The sequence below is a fragment of the Tenuifilum thalassicum genome (genome assembly GCF_013265555.1).
GTDB lineage: Bacteria > Bacteroidota > Bacteroidia > Bacteroidales > Tenuifilaceae > Tenuifilum > Tenuifilum thalassicum.
Genome location: NZ_CP041345.1, coordinates 2,447,278 through 2,459,439 on the forward strand (window position 1 = coordinate 2,447,278; position 12,162 = coordinate 2,459,439).

12 protein-coding genes are annotated in these 12,162 nt (G+C 40.7%); 8 read left to right on the forward strand and 4 right to left on the reverse strand.

What is annotated here, in order from left to right; all coding sequences use genetic code 11:
- From trpC to FHG85_RS10110, 4 genes are all read right to left on the reverse strand, one after another.
- On the reverse strand, nucleotides 1-819 hold the full coding sequence (trpC, locus tag FHG85_RS10095) for an indole-3-glycerol phosphate synthase TrpC (protein ID WP_173075488.1): 819 nt from the start codon (nucleotides 817-819) through the stop codon (nucleotides 1-3).
- Nucleotides 816-1,808: an anthranilate phosphoribosyltransferase gene (gene trpD / locus FHG85_RS10100; RefSeq protein WP_173075490.1), complete on the reverse strand. Its 993-nt coding sequence runs from the start codon at nucleotides 1,806-1,808 to the stop codon at nucleotides 816-818. Before trpD ends, trpC begins: the two co-directional genes overlap by 4 nt.
- A gap of 68 nt (nucleotides 1,809-1,876) precedes the next feature.
- The gene (locus tag FHG85_RS10105) at nucleotides 1,877-2,452 is read right to left on the reverse strand and encodes an anthranilate synthase component II (RefSeq protein ID WP_173075492.1); all 576 of its coding nucleotides are present in this window, start codon (nucleotides 2,450-2,452) and stop codon (nucleotides 1,877-1,879) included.
- A gap of 22 nt (nucleotides 2,453-2,474) precedes the next feature.
- The gene (locus tag FHG85_RS10110; protein ID WP_173075494.1) at nucleotides 2,475-3,902 is read right to left on the reverse strand and encodes an anthranilate synthase component I family protein; all 1,428 of its coding nucleotides are present in this window, start codon (nucleotides 3,900-3,902) and stop codon (nucleotides 2,475-2,477) included.
- Between the two features lie 599 nt (nucleotides 3,903-4,501).
- Here FHG85_RS10110 and FHG85_RS10115 point away from each other — a divergent pair.
- The 8 genes from FHG85_RS10115 to FHG85_RS10150 are packed head-to-tail and all read left to right on the forward strand — an operon-like array spanning nucleotide 4,502 to nucleotide 12,153.
- Entirely contained in the window at nucleotides 4,502-5,350 is an 849-nt protein-coding gene (locus FHG85_RS10115; RefSeq protein WP_173075496.1) for a prephenate dehydratase, read from the forward strand.
- Nucleotides 5,340-6,236, forward strand: a complete 897-nt coding sequence (locus FHG85_RS10120; protein ID WP_173075498.1) for a prephenate dehydrogenase — start codon at nucleotides 5,340-5,342, stop codon at nucleotides 6,234-6,236. The genes FHG85_RS10115 and FHG85_RS10120 overlap by 11 nt, the downstream gene beginning before the upstream one ends.
- Nucleotides 6,217-7,305 (forward strand): bifunctional 3-deoxy-7-phosphoheptulonate synthase/chorismate mutase type II, encoded by a 1,089-nt coding sequence (locus FHG85_RS10125; protein ID WP_173075500.1) that lies wholly within the window; start codon nucleotides 6,217-6,219, stop codon nucleotides 7,303-7,305. The genes FHG85_RS10120 and FHG85_RS10125 overlap by 20 nt, the downstream gene beginning before the upstream one ends.
- Before the next feature lie 23 nt (nucleotides 7,306-7,328).
- Nucleotides 7,329-8,351 carry a 3-dehydroquinate synthase gene (gene aroB, locus FHG85_RS10130; protein WP_173075502.1) on the forward strand — a complete coding sequence of 341 codons (1,023 nt, stop codon included), beginning with the start codon at nucleotides 7,329-7,331 and terminating at the stop codon, nucleotides 8,349-8,351.
- Nucleotides 8,352-8,362: 11 nt separating this feature from the next.
- Complete coding sequence (locus tag FHG85_RS10135) at nucleotides 8,363-9,019, forward strand: type I 3-dehydroquinate dehydratase (RefSeq protein WP_173075504.1); 657 nt, start codon at nucleotides 8,363-8,365, stop codon at nucleotides 9,017-9,019.
- Nucleotides 9,019-9,939 carry a shikimate dehydrogenase family protein gene (locus tag FHG85_RS10140; protein WP_173075506.1) on the forward strand — a complete coding sequence of 307 codons (921 nt, stop codon included), beginning with the start codon at nucleotides 9,019-9,021 and terminating at the stop codon, nucleotides 9,937-9,939. Before FHG85_RS10135 ends, FHG85_RS10140 begins: the two co-directional genes overlap by 1 nt.
- Nucleotides 9,908-11,161, forward strand: a complete 1,254-nt coding sequence (gene aroA / locus FHG85_RS10145; protein WP_173075508.1) for a 3-phosphoshikimate 1-carboxyvinyltransferase — start codon at nucleotides 9,908-9,910, stop codon at nucleotides 11,159-11,161. The genes FHG85_RS10140 and aroA overlap by 32 nt, the downstream gene beginning before the upstream one ends.
- A gap of 5 nt (nucleotides 11,162-11,166) precedes the next feature.
- Complete coding sequence (locus FHG85_RS10150) at nucleotides 11,167-12,153, forward strand: chorismate synthase (RefSeq protein ID WP_173075510.1); 987 nt, start codon at nucleotides 11,167-11,169, stop codon at nucleotides 12,151-12,153.
- The last annotated feature ends 9 nt before the right edge of the window (nucleotides 12,154-12,162 follow it).

Consider the following 12,162-nt stretch of genomic DNA (forward strand, 5'->3'; position numbering starts at 1 on the left):
CTATTTGCTATTAGCAACACAGCTAGTTTTTTTTAAAGCATATAGTGCGTCCATAAAACGACGGCATTCTTTGGCAGGGTTGGCAGCACGCATAAAAAGTTCGCCAATCAAAAATCCATTAAAACCGTTAAGTAACAATTTTGCCGCATCGTTAACGGATTTTATTCCGCTCTCGGCAACTTTAACCACATTCGACGGTAACCTATCGGCAAGGTCAATTGCATTCTCGATATTCGTCTCAAAGTCGGAAAGATTACGACAGTTAACACCCACAATTTTAGCATCAGCAGGTATCTTTTGAAGGCTATCCGGATTATGAAGTTCAACAAGAACTTCCAATCCCAAGCTTGTAGCCAGGCGAAATAGCTGATTCAGTTCAGCTTTATCTAAAATTTCAGCAATAAGAAGAATTGCATCGGCGCCAAAGCTTTTAGCTTCTACCACTTGATATTCATCAATAATAAAATCCTTTCTAAGGATTGGCGCAAAGTTTACTTTACGCACTGCTTTCAAGTCGTTGCAACTCCCTTTAAAGAAGCGAGTATCGGTTAATACCGACAGGGCAGAAGCGCCTGCCTGCATGTAGCCCAAGGTTACCCTTTCGGGTAATGCAAACTGGTTAATATACCCCTGAGAAGGAGAGTGCCTTTTAAACTCAGCTATCACACCTGACAAATCGGGCCTTAAGATATACTTCGACAATGATATTGGTTTAGTATTAAAGTATGGCGAACGCTCAAGAAGTTTAATGGGGTATAGCTCCTTACGTTCTTCAACTTCGCGAGCTTTATGCTGAACAATTTGTTCAAGAATATTCATTTTTGAAGTGATATTAATTTGTTAAACTTATCAATGGCCTTCCCAGAAAAAAGAGACTCCTTAGCCCTTTCAACCGAAACAGCAAGATCTTCTTTCAAAAAGCAGGATATTGCGAGAGCTGCATTAGCTAACACCACATTTATCTTGTCGTTATGAGCAGTTCCCTTTAACACATCGTAGAAAATTTTGGCAGCGCATTCAACATTTTCTCCACCATCGAGAATGTTGGGTGAAACCTTTTCAAAACCAAAATTTGATGGCAAAAGTGTAAATTCAGCCTCCTTGGAAAACACCTTAACAACACCAGTAAGGGTCACCTCATCGTATCCGTCGACGCTATGAACAACCCTATAATCTTCTAGAAAATTTGGCAGTAGATAGGCATATAATCTGGCAACTTCCAGATTAAAAACCCCAACAAGTTGGTGCGAAGGCTTTGCGGGATTAACAAGAGGCCCTAAAATATTAAAAAACGTTTTAAGCCCTAGCCCCTTCCTAACAGCCCCCACCCTTTTTAGTGCAGGATGAAACAAAGGGGCATGCATAAAGCATATTCCCACCTTTTCTAACTCAGCTTGTAACTTTCCAATACTATTATCGAACTTATACCCCAAATACTCAAGCAAATTTGACGAACCAGTGTTTGACGATACCCCATAATTCCCATGTTTAGCAACATGTATTCCTGCACCAGCTACCACAAACGATGTAATAGTGGAAATGTTAAAAGTATTCTTACCATCCCCCCCCGTGCCACATAGGTCGATAAATTTCAGATTGCCTAAATCAACCTGAACAGCCATATCAACAAGCACATCTCTAAAGCCTTTTAGCTCACTAATTGAAGGCATTCTAATCCTGTACGATGCAAGCACAGCAGCTGTTTGCACATCGTTTAAATCGCCATTTACAATAGCACTCATAAGCGCTTTGGCTTCTGTGTAGTCTAGGCTTTGGGATTCTAATAGTTTATCTACAAGTATTTTCATCAAACGTTTATTTTATTATTCATTTTAATAATCTCTAAAATATAGGTAAGGAATCTCATCAGCTAGAATTAAAACCTTTCCAACCAGTTAAATATCATCAACTTACCTTTTGGAGTAAGAATTGATTCGGGATGGTATTGAACTCCACAAACATCATATTGTTTATGAGCCATTGCCATAATCTGGTTATGCTCATCTATTGCATTTACAGCTAAACAGTCCGGAATTGAGGCTGGATCAACTACCCAAGAATGATAACGCCCAGCAAGAAAAGTTTCCTCAACACCATCAAAGAGGTAATGTTTAGGCTCTAAAACTCTCATGGGAGTGGCCACACCATGAAAAACCGTTTCAAGGTTCAGCAACGCAGCGCCAAAACTCTCTGCTATAGCCTGTAGTCCAAGGCAAACACCGAATATTCTTTTTGTTTTATAATACTCTTTGATAATAGGCATTAGCAGCCCAGCATCCTTTGGCAGTCCGGGACCAGGACTAAGGATTATTCCATCATATTTTGCAACTTCGTCAATTTCAATACTATCATTGCGAACCACATCTACCGAGTGTTTTCCAAACTCTTCGACATAGTGGAAAAGATTGTATGTAAAAGAATCGTAATTGTCGAGTAAAAGTATTGAAGCCATATCGAGTATTTTATTTAGTTATTTATACAAGCACATTCTGCTCTGAATTAAGCGCACATCGCAGCGCTTGAAGTTTTGATTTTACTTCTTGAAGTTCAAGTTCTGGAACAGAACCTATAACAACTCCAGCTCCAGCCTGATAGAACAACCGTCCTCCTTTTGAGAAAAAAGATCGAATGGTAATAGCATGGTTTACATCCCCATTTAGGCCTATATAGCCCACAACTCCACCATAAACGCCTCTTGCTGTTGGCTCAAGTTTAGAGATAATCTCCATTGCACGAAATTTAGGTGCACCACTCAGCGTTCCTGCAGGGAAAGTACTAGCAAGTACCTTGAACGGTTTATAACCAAAGGGCAAATCCCCGTAAACCGATGAAACCAGATGCATCAAATGGGAATATCGGTGCACTTCGCGATAGCTCTCAACCCTGACGTTTTTTGCTGTTCTGCTCAGGTCATTTCTAGCCAAGTCTACAAGCATGGAGTGCTCCGCATTCTCTTTTCTACTTGAAAGCAAGTTTTGAAGCTCAACTTCGTCCTGTTTCTCATCGCCATGTCTTTTAACTGTGCCAGCAATGGGGTTTACCATGGCAACGCCATTTTCAATGCGTAAGTGTGTTTCTGGCGAAGACCCAAAAATCTTAAAATCAAGAAAATCTAAATAAAACAGGTAAGGCGACGGGTTAATGCTACGTAAATGACGGTAAACATTGAACTCATCGCCCAAGAATGGTTGTTCAAAGCGTCTCGATAATACAATTTGAAAAGTATCACCAATTGCACAGTACTTCCTACCTTTTTCAACAATATTAAGGTACTCCTCATCCGTCATGTTTGCTATTTCCTCCCCTACAAGTTTAAAATAATGGTTAGGAACAAATCGTTTGGATAGAACTTTGAGTATTTTAGTTGTGATTTCACCTGATTCTTCAAAAACATTCTCGCTAATGGTTAGGGTATTATGGAAATGGTCAAATTTCAGAACTACTTTGTACAAATCATATTTTATTAAAGGTATGCCTTCCTCTGTTTGTTGAAGTTTTACAGAATCAAAAAAGGTTACAGCATCATATGCTGTATAACCGTAAAATCGAGCCGAACTACTTTTCTCATGGTCATCGTCTACGCTAAACATCTCCATAAACTCTGTCACTTTTGTAACTACCTCGCTACGAATGACATTCTGGCTTTGAAAGTCGCTAAAAAGATAAGTCGACAGCAAGTCAGTAGTTACGCTAACGCCAGCAATAGGATTGATACAGATATACGTAAACGCTTCGTTTCGATACCTATAGTCGCCACACTCAAACATAAGCAGCTGCGGGAACTCATCGCGTAACCTTAGGTAAACACCAACAGGGGTTAAGGTATCGGCAGAAATGATTTTTTCCTTAATCTTAAGTTTTACATCGTAATCGAATCTGTTTTGAATTTGCTTAGCAACCATAACTCATGAACATTTATGTATTATAAAAAAACTGGGGGCTTGCTGTGTTAAGCAAGCCCCCGAACAAATACGTTTATTATTTAAAGAATAGGCTACAAAGGCTTAACACAGCAACTCTTGTTACTGTGCCACCACCAAAGATTAATGTTACCTATTCTACTCATCTTTAACTTTATCTTCGATGCAAATATAAAAAAACATGTTTACAATTTGCAAATCAAAATAAATTATTTTTACCTTTGTACAAATGTTTGGACTATGAGAGCGTTTAACAACAATTGCTTTTATTATAGCTACTACTTCTACTTTAGCAAGTGGGGGCTGAGTAATTGTTGTGTAAATTAAGTTGTATAAACCGATTAACAATAACTCAGCCCTGGCAAAAGCCGGGGCTTTTTTGTTTAACCAATAATTAAAAAGAAGAAATGAGAAATACATATTCATTCAACCTAAGCCAAGAGCAGTACTACTTTTACTTTTACTACTTCACGAAACTCGTGGGGCTCTAACACTTTTATATAAATCGAACTAAAGAAAAGTGAAGCCCCGTAAAAGCGGGGCTTTTTTAGTAAATACCTAAACCAAAATAAAATAATTTTATGAAAGAGAAAGTTGCAATTCAGGGACTCAAAGGTTCATTCCACCAGGAAGCGGCTGAGAAATATTTTGGGACAGATATAGAGATAGTTGAATGCTTAACCTTTCAGCAATTGGTAAAAGCAGTATCGGAAGGAGCCGCCGATAAGGGAATCATGGCAATTGAGAATTCCGTAGCAGGGAGTTTACTTCCAAACTACTCATTACTAAGGGACTCAGACCTACAAATTGAAGGAGAAATATTTTTAAGAATATCGCAACACCTAATAGCACTTCCGGAGCAATCAATAAACAACATTAGAGAGATACAATCCCATCCAATGGCAATTGCCCAATGCGACAAGTTTTTACATAGCCTACACGATGTAAGAATAGTATCAACCGACGACACTGCGCTTAGCGCAAGGCTTATTTCGGAAAACAAGCTAAAAGGAGTTGCTGCAATAGCTAGTGAAAAAGCAGCAAAAATCTATGGTCTAAAACCAATAGCTAAGTCCATAGAGAACAACCCGAACAACTATACAAGATTTGTTGTGATAGGGAAAACTCAACCTGCAGAAATATCAGAGGTGGCCAATAAGGCAAGCATTGCATTTGCGCTACAACACAAGGTTGGGAGTCTCCAGAAAGCCCTGTCGGCCTTTTCGCGATATGGAGTGAACCTAACCCTTTTGCAATCGTTGCCACAAGTTGGAAGCCCATGGGAATACTATTTCCATGCCGACCTTGTTTTCAGGCATCGCGACGATTTTGAACTAGCCATTAGTGCATTAAAGCAAAACACATCGTACCTCAAAACATTTGGAATATACAAAGAGGCAAACATCAACAGAAATCAAAATGAAAACTAGTAGCTTAACTATAGGAATAGTAGGGCTTGGACAGCTAGGCGCCTCAATCGCAGCTGGGCTGAAAGGGCAAGCTAAAAGGATACTGGGATTTGATTTAAATCCTGAACATGTAAATTTCTGCATCAACTCATATTTCATCGATTCTTATGTTAATCTTGATGAGATAAGCACTCGTTCCGATATCGTTATTGTTGCAACACCAGTCAATCATATAAGCAGCATTGTAAGCAAGTTACTTTATAGAAGCAAAAAGGAGCTAGTAGTATTCGATGTAGGCTCAACCAAAGAGCAAATCTGCAATGAGCTTTCCAACCACCCTAAAAGAAAGCAGTACGTGGCCACGCATCCAATGGCTGGTAACACAGGGCATGGACCAAGTTCTGCCTCAAGAACCCTGTTTCATAACAAAATGGTTTATATCTGCGATGAACATAAATCGGATAGTAGAGCAATTAATATTGTTGCTCAAATTTGGGATACTCTCGGAGCCAGCGTAAGATTTATAAGCTCCAAAGAGCACGACCACACGGTTGCTTTCACATCGCACCTACCTCAGCTTGTATCATACGCAATGGCCAATTCAGCAGCGTGTCCCGAAACCTACAACGATGCCTTTAGCTGCGCATCAAGCGGATTTGACTCTACAACCCGATTGGCCAAAAGTAGTCCAAGCATGTGGATTCCAATTGTTATGCAGAATCAAAAAAACATCCTGAGTGCATTAAGCGAAATGCAACATCAGCTAAAACAGATTGAAACAGCAATTAGGCATAACGATGAAGAAGCATTAAAGCTCCTGTTTGAAAATGCAAACCAGGTAAGAAAAATATTCGAATCAATTAATCAAAACTCAAAAACTCAATCCCATGAAATGCAACGATTCTAGAGAAGGCAGCAAAATCAGGAGGCAGCAGCCTTTAATTATTGCGGGCCCTTGCAGTGCCGAATCGCCACAGCAACTTTTAAGCGTGGCTAATGAGCTAAAAAGAAACGGAAAGGTAAGCTACATGAGAGCTGGCGTATGGAAACCACGAACCACACCAAACTCATTTGAAGGCTACGGCTCCGAAGCGCTTGAGTGGCTTAAGGAGGTAAGGCAAGAAACAGGCATGCCATTTGCCACTGAGGTTGCTAACGAAAAACACGTTTACGAGGCTTTAAAGTTTGGTGCCGACCTTTTATGGATAGGTGCACGAACGGTTTCAAACCCTTTTGCTGTACAAGAGATTGCCGTTGCCTTACGTGGAGTACACGTCCCTGTTCTTGTAAAAAATCCGCTTAGCCCCGACCTTAAACTCTGGGAAGGTGCTATTAACAGGCTGCGCCTTGCTGGAGTTAATGAGGTTGGCGCTGTTCATCGTGGATTTACCATGATGAACTCATCACCCTTTAGAAATTTTCCCATGTGGGAGGTAGCACTGCAGCTTAAAGCTAACAACCCAGAACTGATGGTTTTATCTGACCCAAGCCATATCTCAGGCAATTCCGCTTACATTGAAATCCTTTCTCGCCGCGCTCTATCGCTTGGATTCAATGGACTGATGATTGAAGTGCATCCCAATCCTCAAATAGCATTGAGCGATGCTAAGCAACAGATTACGCCCAACCAGTTCAACTCCATTATCAACTCTATTCTTAACAAGGACAATACCGACGAAGATATTATGGCTGAGCTAAGAACTGAAATAGATGCTTTAGACGAAATGTTGGTTTGGGCGCTATCGAACAGAATGGCCATTGCTACAGAAATTGCAAAGGTTAAAAGTCAAACCGGAAAAGCTATCATCCAACCAGACCGATGGAATGATGTTTTAGCTAAAGTTATTGGGAAAGGATTCAAAATGGGACTCAGAACTGAGTTCATCAAAAACCTTTACAATAGCATACACCGCGAATCGCTACAAGCCCAGGAAGCTTTAGCAAACCAAAAAAACGAAATGATGAAAATTGGTTAACTTTGGCAAAAGAAAATATCGCCATGGAAAAAATCATTCTAAAAGGGAATAGCACCAGCTCAACAATTATTATTGATGAAAGGATTGAAAATACCGTCAAATATCTACCTAATAAAAAGATATTCATTATAACCGACAAAAATGTTGAGAAGATTTATCGGAATAGTTTTCCTAAAGCACCCGTATACTCAATCACACCTGGCGAAAAGTCGAAACAGCTAAGTTATGTTGAAAACATTTACCGCTGGCTACTTGAAAACAATGCCGACCGTAACAGCTTTATTCTTGGAATTGGTGGCGGCGTGGTTTGCGACATAGCAGGCTTCGTGGCTTCAACCTACATGAGAGGGATTGAATTTGGATTTGTTTCTACCAGCTTGCTTTCGCAGGTTGATGCTAGCGTTGGGGGCAAAAACGGAGTTGACCTCGATGGCTACAAAAACATCGTTGGCACATTTAATCAACCTAGTTTTGTGATTTGTGATACAAATCTTCTACAAACACTCCCAAACGATGAACTAGTAAATGGATTTGCCGAAATGATAAAACATACACTTATTTCGGACGAACATCTTTTTGACTTGATGGAAAAAGAATGCGATGATTTGCTTCAGCTAAAGCAGCCCACTATTTCAAAGCATGTTTCCTATTCAATTAAGGTAAAAGAAAAAATTGTTGCATCCGATGAACGAGAAAAGGGAATTAGAAAACTTCTCAACTTCGGGCACACCTGGGGGCACGCAGTTGAAACACTAACCGGAATACCACATGGTAAAGCAGTGAGCATTGGGATTGAGTTTGCTTGCCGCCTTTCCATGCACAAGGGGCTTCTACTTAACAGAGATTACCTCAGAATAATAAACCTTCTCAAAACATTTGAATTACCTGTTTGTACTAATCAATCGCCAACAAAGATTTTTGACATCTTGGTTAAAGACAAAAAACGGAATGAAAATCGTATCGACTTCATCTTACTAAAAGGGATTGGCAAGCCAGCCATAGTAAGTATGACTTTAGACGAAATACGAGATTTTATAAAACAGTAAATAAGAAATTGATGAGCAAAATCCGACATGACATTTGTGTTAGCATAGGCAATATTGGATTCGAAGAGATAAAGGAGCTCCTTCCAAAACTATCTGTGGCAGAAATTAGGATTGACTTGCTTAGCTTGAATGAAGAAGAGATAGAACAGTGTTTTGCATTGCACAAAAACCTAATAGCTACATATAGGCCAAAGTCCAATGAATATGACTTAATGAAAAACATCCTAAACAAAGCCATTGAATGGGGTGCAGCTATGGTTGACGTAGATATTGACACACCTGCAGAGGTTATAAGTGAAATTGCTGTAAAAGCAAAGCACCACAACTGCAAGTTAATTGTATCCTATCATAATTTTGATGGTACACCTACCCTATCGACTTTGAAAAATTTAATTGAAAAGACGAAATTACGCCATGCAGATTATACTAAAATTGCATGCATGGCAAATAGTCCTTCCGATTGCTCAAGGATACTATCGTTATACGAAAAGCACTCAAACCTAATAGCATTTTGTATGGGGCAAGTTGGTACGGTTACACGCATAGCATCCCCTCTGTTAGGTGCACCTTTTTCCTATGCCAGCCTGCAAGGAAACCAAACTGCTCCAGGACAGCTAGATTATATAAACATGAACAATTTGCTAAACACCATCAATCCAATCGACTAATGGAAACCTACGCAGTTTTTGGCAACCCCATACTTCATAGCAGGAGTCCACAACTCTTTAATAGCGTTTTCAAAGAGCTAAACATTGATGCAGTATACACTCGAATACGCCCCAAAAGTGGGAAAGATATAGTCAACATCATTCGAACCCACGACATCAAAGGCGCTAACATAACCACACCGTATAAGTCCGAGGTTATTGAGTTTCTTGATTGTATTAATCCTGAAGTCAACGAAATTGGAGGAGTAAACACCATAGCCAATAACAATGGTAAGCTAACAGGTTATAACACCGACCATATTGGCGTTTCTAACTCATTGCTTGAGGCTGGCATCGATTTGAGAGGGAAGAAAATCCTAGTGATAGGTGCTGGACCAGCTGCAGCGGCAGCAGCGTTTGGACTAAAGAGGTCGCATGCAGAAGTTTATATTGCTAACAGGACAAAGCATAAAGCCGAAGAGATTTGTAAAAAACAAAACATTTCGCTAATAAACCTGAGCGACATTTCAAAAAGGATTGAGAATTTTGATGTTGTTGTATCGGCCCTTCTACCCGATGTTAACCCGCTTGAGCACATTTCCATACCCAAGCACTTAACCTTACTCGATGCTAATTACCGTCCGTCGAAAATTAGTTCTCAGTTTGCCAGCCATGGATGTAATGTAATATCGGGAAAACATTGGCTCATTCATCAGGCAATTGCATCTTATAAACTATTCAAAAATGACACCCCACCCATTGAAACAATGGCCAAAGCGGTAGAAATCAACCTAAAAAGAGAAAGCATAAAGGCAAAATGGTTGCACAACACCCCAAACGAAATGGACGCTAGCGATTATGACATTCTTATCTCAGCAGAGAACGAAAATGAATTCAAGAAGATTTTAGATGAAGAGATTAATAGCACCTTCGGAAGTTAAAGGAAAGCTCAAGGCCCCTGCATCCAAAAGCGTTGCGCAAAGAGCTATAGCTATGGCAAGCATGGCTAATGGGCATTCAACCATATACAATGTGGGCAATAGTAACGACAGCCTTGCAGCCATTGATATTTGCAAGAAGATGGGGGCAAGCATTAGCGGAGATGGCAGCAAACTATCAATAACTGGTGGATTAAAATGGCCATCGGACGAGATTCATTGCGGAGAATCGGGGCTAAGCATTAGGATGTTTTCAGCTATTGCTTCAATATTCGACAAGCCTGTCACCCTGACAGGGGAAGGCTCTTTGGCCAACCGTCCAATGAGCATGATAACCGACGGACTTACCAAGTTGGGCGTAAGCTGCACAACCAACAATGGGAAACTCCCCATAACAGTTAACGGACCTATTATGGGGGGAATAATTGAGGTAGACGGTTCTTTGAGTTCACAGGCAATTACCGGACTTTTAATGGCAGCACCCTTTGCAAAAAACGATGTTACCATTCGTGTTAAAAACCTGAATAGCCGTCCCTACATCGACCTTACCATTCAGCTAATGGATGAGTTCAACGTTAAGGTTGATAGGCAATCCAACGACGCCTATCGAATAGTATCAGGTCAAAAATACTCTCCCCGTAACTTTAATGTTGAAGGCGATTGGAGTGGCGCAACATTTATGCTTGTTGCCGGTGCTATTGCAGGCGAAGTAGATATTACAAACCTAAATCCCAAGTCGCTTCAAGCAGATAAGGCAATAATCGAAGCCCTAATGAATGCTGGAGCAAGCATATCAATTGATGAAAGTAACATTTCGGTAAGAAAAGGAAACCTTAAAGCTTTTGACTTTGATGCACGTAACTGTCCCGACCTATTCCCACCTTTAGTTGCACTTGCTGCAAACTGCCAAGGCAAAACTAAAATACTAGGCGTTAACCGATTGCACGGGAAAGAGTCGGATAGAGCGGCTACACTTCAACAAGAGTTTGCCAAACTTGGCGTTAACATTGAGATTAACAATGACATAATGATAGTTGAAGGTGGCACTATTAAATCGGCTACAACACATTCACATGGCGACCATCGCATTGCCATGGCATGTGCCATTGCAGCACTAAATGCAAATGGTGAAGTTGAAATTGAAAATGCAGAAGCTGTAAATAAATCGTACCCAGACTTTTTTGAAGATTTACAAAAGATTCAGATAAACCAAGAAAACCGATAAAAAACATGAATACATTTGGACGTATATATCGAATAAGCATATTTGGGGAATCGCATGGGCCATTGGTAGGTGTAACCATCGATGGCATCCCTCCTGGAATAAAGTTGTCGCCTAGTGATTTCACCTCCGATTTATTGAGAAGAAAATCAGGACGAAAAGGCACAACCCCACGCACCGAGGACGATATACCCGAAATAGTAGCTGGATGGTTCAACGAGCACACAACAGGTGCGCCTCTAACCATTATATTCCGCAACAACAACACCAAATCAAAAGATTACAACAAGTTGAGAGATATTCCCCGACCTGGGCACTCCGACTTTGTTGCCCATAGCAAGTTTGATGGTTACAACGATTACAGGGGAGGTGGTCATTTTTCGGGCAGGTTAACCCTTGCCTTGGTTGCTGCAGGTGTGGTTGCCAAAAAAGTCATCCCACAAATTAGCATAGCAGCTAAGCTCATAGAAGCTGGTGGAAAAACCGACATCGACCTTGCCATTGAGGAGGCGCAAAAGCAAAACGATTCAATCGGCGGAATTGTAGAGTGTGTTGCCACTGGCATACCCATTGGGCTTGGCGAACCGTTTTTCGACTCGGCAGAATCCGTCATTTCTCACTTGGCGTTTGCCATTCCTGCCATTAAAGGCATTGAATTTGGTAGTGGATTTGCCGCTTCGCGCATGAAAGGCTCCGAACACAACGATTCAATCATAGAGAGTTCAGGCAAAACGGCAACTAATAATGCAGGAGGTATAACAGGTGGCATAACCAATGGCAATCCCCTTGTTTTTCGGATTGCAGTTAAGCCCACTTCAAGCATTTCCAAGCCACAACAAACACTGAATATAAAAACAGGTAAGGTAGATACTCTAACTGTTGAAGGCAGACACGACACCTGCATTGCCCTAAGAGTTCCAGTTGTTGCTGAGGCTATTACTGCAATTGCTCTAGCCGATTTACTCCTTGTTGAGAAAGCAAGAAAAAACCGGTGAATTCACACC

Excerpts from the sequence above, each read along its gene's own strand:
- FHG85_RS10120 (WP_173075498.1), top strand. The coding sequence starts at position 5,340 with ATGAAAACTAGTAGCTTAACTATAGGAATAGTAGGGCTTGGACAGCTA.
- aroB (WP_173075502.1), top strand. The coding sequence starts at position 7,329 with ATGGAAAAAATCATTCTAAAAGGGAATAGCACCAGCTCAACAATTATT.
- FHG85_RS10110 (WP_173075494.1), bottom strand. The coding sequence starts at position 3,902 with ATGGTTGCTAAGCAAATTCAAAACAGATTCGATTACGATGTAAAACTT.
- FHG85_RS10105 (WP_173075492.1), bottom strand. The coding sequence starts at position 2,452 with ATGGCTTCAATACTTTTACTCGACAATTACGATTCTTTTACATACAAT.
- aroA (WP_173075508.1), top strand. The coding sequence starts at position 9,908 with ATGAAGAGATTAATAGCACCTTCGGAAGTTAAAGGAAAGCTCAAGGCC.
- trpD (WP_173075490.1), bottom strand. The coding sequence starts at position 1,808 with ATGAAAATACTTGTAGATAAACTATTAGAATCCCAAAGCCTAGACTAC.
- FHG85_RS10125 (WP_173075500.1), top strand. The coding sequence starts at position 6,217 with ATGAAATGCAACGATTCTAGAGAAGGCAGCAAAATCAGGAGGCAGCAG.
- FHG85_RS10150 (WP_173075510.1), top strand. The coding sequence starts at position 11,167 with ATGAATACATTTGGACGTATATATCGAATAAGCATATTTGGGGAATCG.
- trpC (WP_173075488.1), bottom strand. The coding sequence starts at position 819 with ATGAATATTCTTGAACAAATTGTTCAGCATAAAGCTCGCGAAGTTGAA.
- FHG85_RS10115 (WP_173075496.1), top strand. The coding sequence starts at position 4,502 with ATGAAAGAGAAAGTTGCAATTCAGGGACTCAAAGGTTCATTCCACCAG.
- FHG85_RS10140 (WP_173075506.1), top strand. The coding sequence starts at position 9,019 with ATGGAAACCTACGCAGTTTTTGGCAACCCCATACTTCATAGCAGGAGT.
- FHG85_RS10135 (WP_173075504.1), top strand. The coding sequence starts at position 8,363 with ATGAGCAAAATCCGACATGACATTTGTGTTAGCATAGGCAATATTGGA.